At 43.7% G+C, this 16,228-nt stretch carries 15 protein-coding genes; 14 read left to right on the top strand and 1 reads right to left on the bottom strand.

From position 1 onward, the window contains the following. Positions 1-84 precede the first annotated feature (84 nt). Complete coding sequence (locus G5B00_RS15355; RefSeq protein WP_163877405.1) at positions 85-870, bottom strand: S-adenosyl-l-methionine hydroxide adenosyltransferase family protein; 786 nt, start codon at positions 868-870, stop codon at positions 85-87. A 268-nt stretch (positions 871-1,138) separates the two neighbouring features. Here G5B00_RS15355 and G5B00_RS15350 point away from each other — a divergent pair, with 268 nt between their 5' ends. The 14 genes from G5B00_RS15350 to G5B00_RS15285 all read left to right on the top strand — a co-directional run bounded on the left by G5B00_RS15350 (position 1,139) and on the right by G5B00_RS15285 (position 16,132). Further along, complete coding sequence (locus tag G5B00_RS15350; protein ID WP_163877403.1) at positions 1,139-2,122, top strand: PhoH family protein; 984 nt, start codon at positions 1,139-1,141, stop codon at positions 2,120-2,122. 83 nt (positions 2,123-2,205) lie between these two features. Further along, positions 2,206-3,156, top strand: a complete 951-nt coding sequence (locus G5B00_RS15345; protein WP_163877400.1) for a phosphoribosylaminoimidazolesuccinocarboxamide synthase — start codon at positions 2,206-2,208, stop codon at positions 3,154-3,156. A 14-nt stretch (positions 3,157-3,170) separates the two neighbouring features. Further along, positions 3,171-3,548 (top strand): STAS domain-containing protein, encoded by a 378-nt coding sequence (locus G5B00_RS15340; protein ID WP_163877397.1) that lies wholly within the window; start codon positions 3,171-3,173, stop codon positions 3,546-3,548. Between the two features lie 3 nt (positions 3,549-3,551). Next, positions 3,552-4,463 carry a ribonuclease Z gene (locus G5B00_RS15335; protein ID WP_163877394.1) on the top strand — a complete coding sequence of 304 codons (912 nt, stop codon included), beginning with the start codon at positions 3,552-3,554 and terminating at the stop codon, positions 4,461-4,463. Between the two features lie 50 nt (positions 4,464-4,513). Beyond that, positions 4,514-5,572 (top strand): histidinol-phosphate transaminase, encoded by a 1,059-nt coding sequence (hisC, locus tag G5B00_RS15330; RefSeq protein ID WP_163877391.1) that lies wholly within the window; start codon positions 4,514-4,516, stop codon positions 5,570-5,572. Between the two features lie 6 nt (positions 5,573-5,578). Next, on the top strand, positions 5,579-6,718 hold the full coding sequence (gene hisB / locus G5B00_RS15325; protein WP_163877389.1) for a bifunctional histidinol-phosphatase/imidazoleglycerol-phosphate dehydratase HisB: 1,140 nt from the start codon (positions 5,579-5,581) through the stop codon (positions 6,716-6,718). A gap of 76 nt (positions 6,719-6,794) precedes the next feature. Then, complete coding sequence (gene hisH, locus G5B00_RS15320; RefSeq protein ID WP_163877386.1) at positions 6,795-7,385, top strand: imidazole glycerol phosphate synthase subunit HisH; 591 nt, start codon at positions 6,795-6,797, stop codon at positions 7,383-7,385. Between the two features lie 84 nt (positions 7,386-7,469). Then, positions 7,470-8,222 carry a HisA/HisF-related TIM barrel protein gene (locus G5B00_RS15315; protein WP_163877383.1) on the top strand — a complete coding sequence of 251 codons (753 nt, stop codon included), beginning with the start codon at positions 7,470-7,472 and terminating at the stop codon, positions 8,220-8,222. A 73-nt stretch (positions 8,223-8,295) separates the two neighbouring features. Continuing rightward, positions 8,296-9,048 carry an imidazole glycerol phosphate synthase subunit HisF gene (gene hisF, locus G5B00_RS15310; RefSeq protein ID WP_163877380.1) on the top strand — a complete coding sequence of 251 codons (753 nt, stop codon included), beginning with the start codon at positions 8,296-8,298 and terminating at the stop codon, positions 9,046-9,048. A 165-nt stretch (positions 9,049-9,213) separates the two neighbouring features. Further along, a complete protein-coding gene (hisIE, locus tag G5B00_RS15305; RefSeq protein WP_163877377.1) occupies positions 9,214-9,798 on the top strand; it encodes a bifunctional phosphoribosyl-AMP cyclohydrolase/phosphoribosyl-ATP diphosphatase HisIE in 585 nt (194 codons plus the stop codon). A 133-nt stretch (positions 9,799-9,931) separates the two neighbouring features. Beyond that, a complete protein-coding gene (locus G5B00_RS15300; RefSeq protein WP_163877374.1) occupies positions 9,932-10,837 on the top strand; it encodes a WD40 repeat domain-containing protein in 906 nt (301 codons plus the stop codon). Positions 10,838-11,363: 526 nt separating this feature from the next. Continuing rightward, positions 11,364-14,387 carry a DUF2723 domain-containing protein gene (locus G5B00_RS15295; RefSeq protein WP_163877371.1) on the top strand — a complete coding sequence of 1,008 codons (3,024 nt, stop codon included), beginning with the start codon at positions 11,364-11,366 and terminating at the stop codon, positions 14,385-14,387. Between the two features lie 169 nt (positions 14,388-14,556). Next, positions 14,557-15,102 carry a bifunctional pyr operon transcriptional regulator/uracil phosphoribosyltransferase PyrR gene (gene pyrR, locus G5B00_RS15290; protein WP_163877368.1) on the top strand — a complete coding sequence of 182 codons (546 nt, stop codon included), beginning with the start codon at positions 14,557-14,559 and terminating at the stop codon, positions 15,100-15,102. An 88-nt stretch (positions 15,103-15,190) separates the two neighbouring features. Continuing rightward, positions 15,191-16,132, top strand: coding sequence for an aspartate carbamoyltransferase catalytic subunit (locus tag G5B00_RS15285; protein ID WP_163877366.1), 942 nt, complete (start codon positions 15,191-15,193; stop codon positions 16,130-16,132). Positions 16,133-16,228 lie beyond the last annotated feature (96 nt).

Here is a 16,228-nt window from a genome sequence, read left to right as displayed (position 1 = left end):
ATATTAAAGTGCTCGATAGCCGTAAAAATCTATAATATTTATCAATTAATCATGGACGTAACTGTATTATTACGGTTGAGAATGCTATTTGTTAAAAAACTCGACAATAATGGTCTCGTCAGGATGCAAGCCGAGCAAGGTACTGGCATTGCCTTTGTTGATGGCGATTTCGAGATAGTTGCTGATGCCGAAGAGACACAGTTTTTCGCCTTCAGATACTTCGTTGTAATGCCAGCTCATCCTGTCTATGGTCTCATTACGTTTGAAATGAAGTACGAACTCCCGTCCCTTTTGGACCTTATTGAACAACTCTTTGCTGATATTGCTGATCACGTTGCCGAAAGAGTCGATATAGGACACATGTCCCTTGATGATGTTGTTTTCGATGATGGGCTGTAAGGTGACTTTTTGCAACGGGTTGTCTATAGGAGAACCTAAAGCACTGATATCCTCTCCTTTGGCGATATGGCAGGCTGCTTTGGCCAATACATCTGCTAGGGGAAAGTGCAGAAAACGGAGGTCTTGGGTCAATTCGATTTCGATGAGATGATCTGCTTTGTTGCTACCTAGTATAATGCTGAATATCCCGTTGTCCGCGCCTACAAAATAATGGTTGTTGTATTTCATGGCCAGATATCGGCAATCTTTCTGAAACACGGTGTCTATCCCGATGATGTGCACAGTGCCTTTTGGAAAGTAGTGATAGGCATTCTGTAGGACGAAAGCAGCATTCTGTATATCAAATGAGGGTATCTCATGGGTAATGTCCACTAACCGGACCTTCGGAAGCAGCGTGATAATGCTCCCTTTGAGCGCGGCTTGATAGAAGTCGCGATAACCAAGGTCTGTTGTCAATGTAATTACTCCCATATTAAACTCTGCGTTCGACACCTATATATTGGATACGTGCCGAATAGGTTCGTTGATTTTTTAGCAAATAAAGTACAAAAGTAGCAAAACTACCGTTCATAAAAATGATGTCCTGTGGAAAATAATCATTTTTTTTAGAAATCTTAGATAACTTATTTGGTAGTTCGTATTTTTGGTTGATTTTTACTATAAAATGGAAAAACTGTGAGACAAATCGAAAAACATAAGTATATTTATTCCGAAAATATAATCATTAAATACAGTTGATTTGAGTGAGTTAGTCATCAATTTGGATCGGGCCAATTTAGTGCCATTGTGGGGGGCGCAAAATGAGAATTTTGAAACCATTAAGGATAGCTTTCCCAAGCTGCGTTTGGTGGCGCGGGGCAATGAGTTAAAAGTACTGGGTGAAGAGAATGAACAGAAAATGTTTGAAGGCTTCTTTTCGGAAGTTTTGGATCATGTTTCCAAGTTCAATGCCCTGTCTGGTTTAGAGCTGGAAGAACTGTTGCGCAAGGTGAAGCCGAACGGCTCTTCCCTTGGGGCAAAAGAGAAAACGGAGGTGACGGCGCCTACACTAAAAGGGGAGCCGATTGTATATGGCCCTAATGGCTTGATCGTACGTGCCCGTACGCCCAATCAGTTGAAGATGGTCAATAGTATCCTGAAAAATGATATACTGTTTGCCATTGGTCCTGCCGGAACGGGAAAAACCTATACTGCTGTAGCCCTGGCTGTGCGGGCGCTACGCAACAAGGAGATCAAAAGGATAATCTTGACACGTCCTGCTGTCGAAGCTGGTGAGAACCTAGGTTTCCTGCCGGGAGATCTCAAAGAAAAGGTAGATCCTTATCTAAGACCTTTGTACGATGCCTTGGATGATATGATCCCCACCGAAAAACTCAAAGGATATCTGGAGAATAGAACAATTGAGGTTGCACCATTGGCCTTCATGCGTGGACGTACCTTAGACAATTGTTTTGTGATATTGGACGAGGCACAGAATGCGACAGACATGCAGTTGAAAATGTTTTTGACACGTATGGGGCCTACGGCCAAGTTTATCGTGACCGGGGATCTCACACAGATAGACCTGCCGAAGAAAACGCAATCCGGACTTTCTACTGCCGTCAAGATATTGGAAGGCATCACTGGAATCGATATCATCTACCTAACCGGTAGTGATGTGGTTCGTCACAAGTTGGTGAAGCGGATCTTGGAAGCTTATGGCGATTTGAATAAGGAAAAATAAGTAGGGGCAAACATGTAGTTTTGCCCCTACTTATTTCCGCCATTTTTTATTTTTTAACTTACATTTGTACATAACTTTCACAGATGAGCGCAATAAGAGAGACAAATTTTAATTTCAAAAAGCAGACTGCTTTTTACCGTGGCAAGGTAAGGGACGTGTACACCATAGACAATAATTATCTGGTCATGGTGGCTTCGGATCGAATTTCTGCGTTCGATGTGGTGTTGCCTAGAGCCATTCCTTATAAAGGACAGGTGCTGAACCAGATTGCTGCAAAATTCCTTAAAGCTACTGAAGATATCTTGCCGAATTGGGTTATCTCTGTGCCCGATCCGAGTGTAACCATCGGCAAGATGTGTGAGCCTTTTCGGGTCGAGATGGTCATCCGTGGCTATCTGTCGGGACATGCTTGGCGTACGTATAGAGATGGAGGTAGGGAACTGTGCGGCGTGACACTGCCCGAAGGTTTGCGGGAGAACGACAAGTTGCCTCAGCCGATCATCACACCATCGACAAAAGCGGAGATAGGGCATGACGAAGATATTTCCAGAGAAGACATTATTGCCCGTGGCATTGTCAATCAAGAAGATTACGAACAGTTGGAAAAATATGCACACGCACTTTTTCAACGTGGTACAGAGATAGCTCGCGAGAGGGGGCTGATTCTGGTGGATACCAAGTATGAATTTGGAAAACGTGATGGGCAGATCTATCTGATGGATGAAATACACACACCGGATTCTTCACGGTATTTCTATGCAGAAGGGTATGCTGAGCGTCAGCAAAAAGGGAAGGCTCAAAAACAGTTGTCCAAAGAATTTGTACGTCAATGGCTTATCGAGAATGGTTTTCAAGGAAAAGAGGGGCAGCAGGTCCCCGAAATGACAGATGAGATTGTCCAATCCATTTCGGAAAGGTACATTGAGCTGTTTGAGCACATAACGGGAGAAAAATTCCAATACCCGGCGAGCGATGACGTGCTGGCTCGGGTAGAAACCAATGTCAGTAAAGCTTTGGAAGCCTTGTTGGACTGAAAAATATACACATCATGCGCTATACGATCGAAAAACATGAGCGTTATGTGGTCATTGAGCCACTTTGCGAGAAAATCAATGCAGAGGAAGCTGCATTTTTAAAAGGAGAATTTATGTTGCGTAACACCTCGGGACAACGCAATATTGTGTTGGATTTGTCACAGGTCAATGATATCGACGAAGCTGGTATGCGGATAGGGTTGCTCGCTCATAGGCTCTGCAAAGCCGTAGGCGGACTTTTTATCTTGACTGGACTACAGCCGCAGGTGGCCCATCTGTTGAAAGTAGCCAAACTCGACACATATTTTATCGTCAGCACATCACTTGTGGAAGCCGAAGACGCAATTTTTGGAAACGAGATACAGCGGGAACTTTTGGAAGGGAAAAATTGATATATGAAATTTGAGGTATTGATCTTAGGCAACAGCTCGGCGACGCCGATATACGATAGGCACCCTACGGCTCAATTGCTCAATTTCAACGAACAGTTCTTTTTGATAGATTGTGGTGAGGGGACACAGATGCAATTGGTTCGGTATGGCATCAAATCCAATAAAATATCACACATTTTCATCAGCCATTTGCATGGAGACCATTACTTGGGATTGGTTGGGTTGCTATCGTCCATGAACCTAAATGGGCGCAAAACTGATCTGCATCTATATGGCCCTGCAGCATTGAAGGAGATCATGGATCTGCAGTTTAAGTACTCGGACACGACACTTCGGTACAACCTGATCTTTCATGAGACCCATGCTGATCGGGCAGAGGTAGTCCTCAAAACCAACTTGTTGACGGTCACCTCGTTTCCTTTGCAGCATCGTGTGCCGACCACAGGATTCAGATTTGATGAGGGACAGCGGCTTGCCCCACTCATTCGGGAAAAAATCGAACAGTTGAATATCCCAACGGTGTTTTTGCCCCAACTGAAAAGGGGTATAGACTGTGTGGATATGGACGGGACGGTCTATCGTGCAGCAGAATTGACACGGCCTGCACCTATCCCTCGGAGCTACGCTTACTGTTCGGATACCCGAGCTTATGAACTGTATATGACATATATCGATCATGTGGATCTGCTCTATCACGAAACCACATTTATGCATGATATGCTTGACCGGGCAGAGGAGACGCTCCACTCTACAGCATATGAAGCTGCGCAGGTAGCTCATCTTGTACAGGCCAAAAGACTTTTGTTGGGACATTATTCTGCACGATACAAAGATTTGTCTCCACTTTTGGAGGAAGCCCGTGCGGTTTTTCCACATGCTGAGCTTTCCATTGAGGGAAAATGGTTTAATGTTTAGTGTTTTTGTAGATTTTTCCTCATCTTTACACCTCAAAATTTTTTTTGTTCATGAGCACAACTTTTGATTTAAGCCGTTTGTTACGTGCCAATATCAGAAATTTAGTTCCCTATTCATCTGCACGGGATGAATTCAAGGGCGAAGCATCGGTTTTTTTGGATGCTAATGAAAATGCATTTGGCTCTCCCTTGGATCATGCGTACAACCGCTATCCGGATCCTTTGCAGAAAGAAGTCAAAGCTAAGCTTTCAGGTATCAAGGGTGTGCCCGTGGAAAATATATTTCTGGGAAATGGAAGTGATGAGGCCATCGATATTCTATACCGTGCTTTTTGTAGGCCCGGTGTCGACAATGTCATTCTCGTGCCACCTACCTATGGGATGTATGAGGTTTCTGCCAATATCAATGATGTGGAGACCAGAAAGATCAATCTGACATCCGACTATCAGCTGGATCTGGATCGTATAGCACAAGCGATCGATCCACATACCAAGTTGATTTTCATCTGTTCGCCCAATAATCCGACGGGGAATAGCATCCGTAGACAAGATGTGGAAACGATATTGACAAATTTTGACGGAATTGTCGTTGTAGATGAGGCTTATATCAACTTTTCAAAACATAAATCCTTTACTTACGAACTGGGCGAATTTCCTAATTTGGTCGTTTTGCAGACTTTGTCCAAGGCATGGGGGCTTGCTGCCCTTCGGTTGGGAATGGCTTTTGCGAGTAAGGAGATCATTGAGGTATTTAACAAGATCAAACCTCCTTACAACATTAATCAAGCGACACAGGAATTGGTGTTGAAAGCTTTGAACAACATCAGCTCTGTCAACGAATGGATCAAGGAAACCGTACGCGAACGGGAATGGCTCAATCAGGAATTGACCAAACTAGAACAGGTTCATCATATTGTTCCTTCCGATGCCAATTTTATTTTGGTTCGGTTGGAAGAACCCCGCGAATTGTATAATTTTCTGGTCGGCAACGGTATTATTGTCCGTGACCGCTCTAAAATCGAGTTGTGTGAGGGATGTTTACGTATTACAGTAGGTACGCCTACTGAAAACAAAAAATTATTGGCTGTCATGCAGCAATTTTATACATAATCCATTATGGCTGATAAGTTAAAAAGACTGTTGTTTATTGACCGTGACGGGACGCTCATTCTGGAACCGGAGGACGAGCAGATTGATTCTTTTGCCAAACTCAAATTTTATCCGGGAGCATTGCAGTATTTGCCGAAGATTGCTCAAGAGCTGGATTTTGAATTGATCTTGGTGTCCAATCAAGACGGTCTGGGGACGGACTCCCATCCGGAAGAGAATTTTTGGCCGGTACACCATTTCATTAGAGATACTTTTGAGGGAGAAGGTGTGGTTTTTGCCAAGGAGCATATAGACCGTACCTTTCCACATGAAAATGCCCCTACGCGCAAGCCGGGAATAGGAATGTTGGGTGAGTATTTTGCCGAAAACGCCTATAATCTATCCGAATCATTTGTCATAGGTGACCGAGTGAACGATGTCAAGCTAGCACAAAACCTTGGCGCAAAAGCCATATGGCTACGTAATAACGATGAGTTGGGCAAACACGAAAATGTGGAGTTCTCTACGGATGTGATTGCATTGGAAACCTCCGATTGGAAGTCTATATATGAATTTCTAAAATTGGGTACACGTTCGGGTGAGCATCATCGCAAGACCAACGAAACGGATATATACATTAAGCTTAATCTGGACGGATCGGGCAAGGCTGATATAGATACAGGTTTGCCATTCTTTGACCATATGCTGGATCAGATCGCCCGTCATGGTGCGATAGACCTTACGGTCAAAGCCAAGGGAGATCTACATATCGATGAGCACCATACGATCGAAGATACGGGAATAGCCTTGGGGGAGATCTTCTTGAAAGTGTTGGGCGACAAGCGGGGAATAGAACGCTATGCGTACACCCTGCCGATGGACGACTGTCTGGCGCAGGTGGCGATTGATTTTGGAGGACGCAATTGGATCGTGTGGGATGCCGAGTTTCGCCGTGAGAAGATCGGGGATATGCCTACGGAGATGTTTTTCCACTTTTTCAAGTCTTTTTCAGACGCTTCCAAGTCCAACCTGAATATCAAGGCCGAAGGGGACAATGAACATCACAAGATAGAAGCAATTTTCAAGGCATTTGCCAAGTCCATTAAAAAGGCTGTGCGCCGGGATGCAGACAATATGCAGTTGCCCAGTACGAAAGGGGTACTTTAGGAGCAAAGATTGTTGGAATAAGGAGTAAGGATTAAGGTCTTTTATCTTTGTTCTTTTATCCTTTATCTAATAAAGAATGGTAGGAATAGTAAATTACGGTGCGGGAAATATTTTCTCTTTGACAGCTGCGCTCGAACGGGTGCAGGTGTCTTATGGGATGATCAATCGAAAGGAGGATTTTGATCTGTACGATCGTGTGATTATTCCCGGTGTAGGGCATGCCGGTGCAGCTATGCAGAAACTGAAAGAGACAGGCTTGGTCGATACGATATTGGCATTGCAGAAGCCTGTCTTGGGTATATGTGTAGGTATGCAGTTGCTGACCGCTTTTTCGGAGGAGGGTGAGGCTGAGATGCTGTCGGTAGTGCCTTTGAAAACATTACACTTTAATCAGCGTATCGACCACAAAGTGCCTCACATGGGTTGGAATAGTGTTCAACTCGATAATAATAATCCATTATTCCGTGATATAGCAGATAATGTGTACTTTTACTTCGTTCATTCTTATTTTATAGAGTATGATGCTACTTATACTATTGCAAAGTGTACGTATGGCCTTACTTTTTCTGCGTCCTTACAGAAGGATAATTTTTTCGGAGTACAGTTTCACCCCGAAAAATCGGGCAAGTATGGCGAGCAATTGTTGTTGAATTTTTCTAAAATATAATTAAGCAATCATTGACCTTATATATTCTATATAAAGTGTTTGATGCGATTTTTAACTTTTGATTTTTAACTTTTTAATTTAACTATGTATATCATTCCCGCAATTGATGTTTTAGACCAAAAGGTAGTCCGACTGAGAGAAGGTTCTTACGAAGATGTGACTACGTACGATATTTCATTGGAGGAGCAGGTAAGAAAATACCATGCCAACGGTACCGAGCTGGTCCATATCATTGATCTGAATGGTGCCAAAGGCGATTTTTCGAACCAATCGTATCTTTTTGATATTGTACGTCGTACCGAGATGAAAGTACAATACGGAGGAGGTGTACGTAGTATAGACAAGGTAAAAGAGCTGATCGATGCGGGTGTGTACAGGGTTATTGTCGGTACACAGGCGATCACCAACCCGACATTTTTGGAAGAGTTGAGCAAGCTCAACGAAGGTCGTGTGAAATATGCGGATCACATTGTGATCGCCATAGATGTATTGGATGAGGTCATCAAATACTCAGGTTGGTTGGAAAGTTCACCCATCAAGCTGATCGAATATATTGACAAGTGTCTTTCACTTGGATTTTTCCGTTTCTTGTGTACGGACATCAGCAAGGATGGCAAATTGGGAGGAGCCGGCGTAGAGCTTTACCAAAAATTGTTGGATCATTCGCCCATCATCAAGTTGATCGGTTCGGGAGGGATCAGTTCGATGAAAGATATAGAAGCGTTGAATGCTTTGGGACGCATGGAATCCTGTGTCGTTGGAAAAGCTATTTACGAAAATAAGATCACGATAGAGGAGATCAAGGATTGGAATCTGAAGGCCTTGATTAAGTTTTAATTTTAAGCAATAGGCTTTAGGCTATAAGCAATAGGCTTACAGCTTTTAGTCTAAAGCTTACAGCTTGTATAAGATGTTAGCAAAGCGTATTATTCCCTGTCTGGATGTAAAGGACGGACGTACCGTAAAGGGGGTCAACTTCGTGGATCTGCGCGATGCAGGAGATCCGGTGGAATTGGCCTGGCAATATTCGGAGCAGGGTGCCGATGAATTGGTCTTTTTGGATATTACGGCTACGCACGAAAAGCGTAAGACGACGGTTGATCTGGTCAAAGCTGTAGCCCGCCAGGTCAATATTCCGTTTACCATAGGTGGTGGAATCAATGAACTGGCTGATGCGGAGGTACTGCTCAACAGTGGGGCAGACAAGATTTCCATTAATTCGGCGGCAGTGCGCAACCCTAAGCTCATCGATGATTTGGCGAAGGCATTTGGGACACAGTTTGTTGTGGTAGCGGTAGATACCCGTTTGATCAATGGTAAGAATTTTGTGCATCTTCGAGGAGGACGGGACAAGACAGAGATACAGACAGAAGAATGGATTAAGGAGGCCGAAAGTAGAGGAGCCGGAGAGATTCTGCTGACCTCAATGGATCATGACGGGACAAAGAATGGATTTGACAATGGTTTGTTGAAAAAAATCAATGAGCAGATCCATATTCCGCTGATCGCATCGGGTGGAGCAGGCAATGTACAGCATTTTGTTGATGTATTTCAGCAAAGTAATGTGGATGCCGCATTGGCCGCTTCGGTCTTCCATTATGGAGAGATCTTGATCCCCGATCTGAAAAATACCTTGCGTAGCAATGGGATCGTGGTTAGATAATTTGAAAATGAGGTAATTTGGGAATTTGAAAATGAGATAATTTGGAGATTTGGAAATGAGATAATTTGAGGATTTGTAAGATTGCAATATTCTCAATTCTCAATACGCATATCTCAATACGCATATCTCAATACTCAATCCTCAATACCCTAATATACTAAAAGAATGATAGATTTTGGCAAAGGTGACGGTTTAGTTCCGGTAATTATTCAGGATGCCCAGACACTGGAGGTGCTGATGTTGGGATATATGAATGAGGCAGCTTGGCAGAAGACACAATCGGAAGGCAAAGTGACTTTTTACTCGCGTAGTAAGAACCGGTTGTGGACCAAAGGCGAAGAGAGCGGCAACTTCCTGCACGTGGAAAGTTGTCATATAGACTGTGATCAAGATACCATATTGATACTGGCACGTCCGGAAGGGCCGACCTGTCATACCGGATCCAGAAGCTGCTTTAGCACTGGATATAGGCACAACTTCCTGTTCCAATTGGAACGTATCGTAGCACATCGTTATAACTTTCCTACGGACGAATCCTATGTAAATAGGTTACACCACAGAGGGCTGAACAAGATTGCCCAGAAAGTAGGAGAAGAAGCCGTAGAGACGGTTATTGCCGCATTAGCTCAATCTGAGCAGGAATTTATTGACGAAACTTCGGATCTGTTCTTTCATATATTGGTATTGCTACGTGAAAAAGGAATATCGTTGGAGACTATTGCCAAAAATCTGGAAGGAAGGCATCAGTAGGGGATCAAGGAGTAAGGACTCTCTGTTTCGAATCTGTCTGTAGATTTCCGCAGGGGAGTTGATTTAAGGTTTAAAGTTTTGGTTTATTGCTGACTACTGGTCACACTGACTACTGATAACTGACCACTGTAATATGGTAGACTTAGAACTCATACATACACTGACAGGACATCAAAATCCTATCTATACATTGGAAAGCAATGCCGATGCAGGTGTCTTGTATTCTGCTGGAAATGACAGGGGGGTTGTGGAGTGGGATTGGGAAACCTTAAAGTTTCGGCGGATACTTTGTACAGTACCCAGCTCGGTGTATGCCCTGTATGCTATACCGGATACCGATCTACTGGCAATCGGGATGCGTTCGGGGGATATTTTTGTTGTCGATACCGTACAACAGGTATTAAAGGTGAAATTGAAGGTGGAGGCAGGAGCTGTCTTTTGTATCAAGTCTTTAAAAGCCAAACAGGAGCTGATTGCCGTAGGAGAGGATGGAAGAGCCTATATCTGGAGTTTGAATAGTTTTGAATTGTTGTACACGTTCAAGATATCGGACACGACCGTACGTATTATTGCCATAGATGCACAAGAAAAGTGCATGGCTTTTGGGGACAAGGGCGGTCATATTTATTTGGTCCAAACAGAAGATTACCATCAAGTAGCAGCCAAGCAGGTGCATGAAAAGTCTGTGACCAGCCTGTGTTTTATGGCGGATAGTCTATGGAGCGGAGGAAGGGATGCGCAGCTGTACAGGTTTTCTTATCCCGGGCTGGAGATGCAAGCGAATATTATACCGCATATGTTTACCGTATATGGGATTATGGAGCTGGGTGATTCTCCCTTGTTTTCGACAGTGAGCCGGGACAAAACGATCAAAGTCTGGAATAAGGATCTTAAACTTCAAAAAAATGTTTCAAGAGACAAGGGTGTAGATTCACATTATCTATCGATCAACACACAGGCATACAATTCCCGCTTAGGATTGCTAGCAACGGCGGGAGATGATAAAATGATAAAGGTGTGGAAAGTGTCATTGGACTAAACAAAAAAAGAGAGCTTTTAAAGCTCTCTTTTTTTGTTGTCCCACCTGGATTCGAACCAAGACTAAATGAACCAAAATCACTTGTACTACCCTTATACTATGGGACATTATACCCGTCAAATAGGCGTTATTCTGTTTGACGATGCAAATATACGGCTGTTTTCGGATTATACAAATAAAAAATAGCTGTTTTTTTGGTTTGTGCTGATTTTCATCGGAATAAATTGTTTGCTGCCCTAACTCTCTATGCTCTTTCAAGTTTAACGAAGTATAACTTGGAAGCAAAATAAGGCAAGTTTGTAAACTTGATCTACTATAAAACTCACAAGATACGCTACGCTAACCGAACGAAATGAGCTCTACGAAGTAAATCTTGCGAGAGACTGCGTTTTGTTTTTGCTAAAGACTGTTAAAATGTAAATTAAATGTTCGTTCCTAACGATGTATTCCTTATTTTCGAGGCGGCTTTTTGTAGAGATGAATGTGTCTACAGGTCATATAATGAAGAATAACTTGAAACTTTGATATGAACTACAATAAGATTAATAATCTATTAGGCTGGTTTTGTGCGATCCTTGCTACTTTGGTATATGTCGTTACGGCAGAACGTACTACGAGTTGGTGGGATTGTGGCGAATTTATCGCATCGGCTTATAAAATGCAGATCGTACACCAACCTGGGGCTCCACTCTTTTTGATGATCCAGAATGTTTTCTCCAACCTGGCGATGGGCGATCGTACCCAAATTGCTTTTTGGATGAACGTGGGTTCTGCTGTATGTTCGGGACTAACCATTATGTTCCTGTTTTGGTCTATTACAGCATTGGGCCGGAAACTGTTTGTAGGCAAGGCAGATCGCACATTGGCTGTGCCGAACAATTATGTTGTCTCTATCATGGGAGCAGGTTTGGTCGGTGCTTTAGCGTACGCCTTTACGGATACGTTTTGGTTCTCAGCCGTAGAATCCGAAGTGTACGCTATGTCTTCCTTATGTACGGCCGTGGTCTTTTGGGCTATTTTAAAGTGGGAAGCGAGAGCAGATGAGGCTGGTGCCGACAAATGGCTGGTATTGATCGCCTACGTCATGGGGCTTTCCATAGGAGTTCACTTGTTGAATTTGTTGGTCATTCCGGCCATTGCGCTGTTGATCTACTTTCGGCGGTCTGCGCAGGTCACGACCAAAGGGGCTATCAAAGCTTTGTTGATCGGTGTAGTCATATTAGGCTTTATCCTATGGGGAGTGATCCAGTACTTGATCAAGTTTGCGGCTTACACGGACTTATTTTTTGTCAATACGCTCGGTTTGGGATTTGGTACAGGCGTGACATTTTTTGCGCTGCTGGTTATAGGGGGGCTACTATACGGAGTCTGGTATTCCATTAAGAAGATCAAACCCATATTGAATATCGCTCTGATCTCTCTGGGTTTTATTATATTCGGCTACAGTTCTTTCGTTATGATTTTGGTGCGGGCGAAAGCTAATCCTACACTGAATAACAGTGATCCGGACAATGCATTTACATTCTTGAGCTATCTGAACCGTGAGCAGTACGGCGATGAGCCGTTGTTCAAGGGCAAATACTTTGATGCACGCCCTACCGACTTTTTTGATGCGGGCAAAGTTTACCGGAAAGATAAAGACAAATATGTAGTGGCCAAGAAGAAAACGGAATATGCTTACGATAGAGAAACGATTTTCCCCCGTATCTATAGTGAAAAGGGAGGACATCCTCGTTTTTACAGAGATTATCTGGGATTGGGAGAGACTGAAAAACCAACTTTTGCGGATAACCTAAAATTCTTTTTTGGATATCAGATAGGGCATATGTATGCACGGTATTTCATGTGGAATTTTGTAGGAAGGCAAAATGATGTGCAGGGTCACGGTTCCTTGACCGAAGGAAACTGGATATCGGGGATCAAACCCATCGATAATATGTTGGTAGGAGGGCAGTACGACCTGCCTACTTCCGAAAAAGAAAACCCTTCCCGCAATACTTATTTCTTCTTGCCATTATTGTTGGGGCTTATCGGAGCGTACTGGCATTTTGGGAAAAACCAAAAGGATGCTCTTGTCGTATTCTTGTTGTTTTTCTTTACAGGTCTGGCTATCGTGCTGTACCTCAACCAAACCCCTTTACAACCGAGAGAGCGTGATTATGCCTATGCCGGGTCTTTTTATGCTTTTTCGATATGGATCGGTTTGGGGGTATTGGCATTGCGGGAATTCTTCACTAAGAAACTGAATGCCAAAGTTGCCGGACTGGCAGCTACAGGTATAGGATTATTGGCCGCACCAGTACTGTTAGCTTCACAAAACTGGGATGATCATGATCGGTCCGAGAAATTCCTCGCAAGAGATATGGCCAAAAACTATCTGGAATCCTGTGCACCCAATGCTATACTGTTTAGTTATGGGGACAATGATACCTATCCTTTGTGGTACGTGCAGGAGGTCGAAGGTTTCCGTACGGATGTGCGCGTGGTCAATCTGAGCTTACTCTCGTCGGATTGGTATATGCGTCAGATGCTGGAAAAGGTCAATGATGCCGATGCATTGCCCATCAATATCGACCCCGAAAAGTTCAAGGACGGCGTGCGGGATGTGATCTATTACCAGGATATGCAGATTCCGGGCTATGTCAACATCAGCGACTTGCTGAATATTATGTTGTCCGACAATCAACAGAATATGGCACAGCTTCAAAGTGGAGAATATGTGAATCTGCTTCCGACAAAGAAGTTCCAATTACCTATCAATAAAGAGGCTGTCATGGCCAATAAGGTTGTGCCAAAGGATTGGGAAGAAAGTATTACGGACACTATGCAGTGGGATTACAGCTTGAACTACGTCAGCCGTGCCGAACTCTCCATGATGGCCATATTGGTCAACAATAATTGGGAGCGGCCGATTTACTTTACGACCACGACACCGGACGAAAATAATCTAGGTCTAGGCAAGTATCTTGTGTCTGAGGGCTTCGCGATGCGGTTGATGCCGGTTGAGACAGATCTCAATCCCGAAGAGTATGGTGCGATTTCGGATACGGCGGAGATCTACAGCTCGATCATCAATAAATACCAATGGGGCAATATCGGTCAGTCCAAATATCTTGACCCGGATTCGTACCGATATATCAGTCTGTACGTGAGCTCGATATTTGGAGAGACAGCACAAGCCTTACTCAGTGAAGATAAGAAGGAAGATGCTCGCAAGGTCGTATTGAATGCGTATGAGAATATGCCAAAGAAAACCTACCAAATGTCCGAACCGATGAGCTATACGCCACTGGTCGATGCTATGTACAAGGTTGGTGAAAAAGGTATAGCACAAGAGGTCGTCCGAAGGAATATCAAATTTATTGCCGAGAATCTACGGTACTATATGGCTGTCGCACAGACAAAGAGCAACCATGAGACTCGAAATATCCGTATGGGATTGTCTGGTTTGGTCAGACTGCAACAGGTTGTCAATTCGCATAATGATACGGAATTAAAACCTGAGCTTGAAAAGCTGGTCAATGAATTCAGTTTTATGATGCAGCAGTAAGTAAGAAAGAATAAAGGGTAGACATTTACGATGCCCCCGGAAAGTTGGACACTTTCCGGGGGCATTTTTATGAAAATAAAAAAAGATAGGAATTAAATCGGAAGGTTAAGTAAACTTTTATCTCCTGTTTTTCCCAAAAAAATAGTAGGTTTGCCTAAATATTCCCATCATGAAACAATCGATTTTACTAGACGGTCCCAAGTTTCAGATTACCATTAGACGGCTTTGCCAGCAACTTATTGAGAATCATAGTGATTTTTCCAATGCGGTGTTAATAGGTATTCAACCTAGAGGTACTTTTTTGGCGGAGCGTATCGCTAGGGAACTGAAAGAAATGACGGGGCTTGATGTGCCGACAGGTATCTTGGACATTACTTTTTACAGGGACGATTTTCGGATGAAAGGAACTTCCCCAATCTTGGCCAATAGTACGCAGATTGATTTTATTGTAGAGGACAAAGCTGTGATTTTGGTGGATGATGTGCTTTGGACCGGACGTACCATTCGCTCAGCGATGGATGCTATTCAAGCGTTTGGAAGACCACTGAAAATCGAACTGCTGGTGCTCGTGGATAGACGGTTTTCGCGGCAGATCCCTATACAGCCCGATTATATCGGTATCCAAGTAGATTCTATCGATTCGCAAAAGGTCATTGTGAGCTGGGAAGAGGCAGACGGGGGAGATAGCATTGAGTTAATCACGGATAAGAAATAAGTAAAAGCCGGTATTTTGTAGGTTTTTACTTTTAACCGAGCTTGCGAGCTCATCTTTAGATAATTTTTTACTTTTTACTTTTGAAAAAATGTCAACAGTTACAGAGCAGCTAAGTACCAGACATCTTTTGGGTATCAAGGACCTGACAGCAAACGATATACAGCTCATACTGGATACGGCACAGAATTTTAAGGACGTGCTCAATCGCCCTATCAAGAAAGTACCCTCTCTGCGGGATATTACGATCGCCAATGTTTTCTTCGAGAACTCCACGCGGACGAGATTGTCCTTCGAACTGGCAGAAAAAAGGCTTTCGGCCGATATCATCAATTTTGCGGCCTCCTCTTCCTCGGTCAGTAAGGGCGAAACCTTGATCGATACGGTCAACAATATCCTGGCGATGAAAGTGGATATGGTCGTGATGCGCCATCCATATGCGGGTGCAGGCGTCTTCTTGAGCAAACATGTGGATGCGCAGATCGTCAATGCCGGCGACGGTGCCCATGAACATCCTACGCAAGCCCTGTTGGATTCCTTTTCCATTCGGGATCGGTTAGGTGATGTGGCAGGAAAGAAGGTCGCTATTATTGGTGATATCACGCATTCCCGTGTAGCATTGTCTAATATCTTGTGCCTGCAAAAGCAAGGAGCGGAGGTGATGGTGTGTGGACCTACCACACTTATCCCGAAATACATCACTTCACTGGGTGTCAAGGTTGAGCATGATCTGCGCAGAGCTTTGAACTGGTGTGATGTAGCCAATATGCTGCGCATACAACTGGAACGACAGGATATTGCCTATTTTCCTTCGCTTCGCGAATACACGATGCTCTATGGGCTGAATAAAGAGATATTGGATTCCTTGGACAAAGAGATTGTCATCATGCATCCAGGTCCCATCAATAGGGGGGTGGAAATTACCTCGGATGTAGCCGACAGCAAGCATTCCATCATATTGGATCAGGTCGAAAATGGTGTAGCAGTGCGTATGGCGGTGCTTTATTTGTTGGCAGGTCAGAGGGGGGGATAGCTTAAAACTTTGCCAAAGTTCTAAACTTTGGCAAAGTTCAGTTTCCGAAACGTTAATAAATGTGAAAACATGCTCGGCGAAACCTCGTCGGGCATG

It is taken from the genome of Parapedobacter sp. SGR-10 (assembly GCF_011030405.1).
GTDB lineage: Bacteria > Bacteroidota > Bacteroidia > Sphingobacteriales > Sphingobacteriaceae > Sphingobacterium.
The sequence above is the reverse complement of the archived record's forward strand: the minus strand, read 5'-3'. Positions and strand labels throughout refer to the sequence as shown.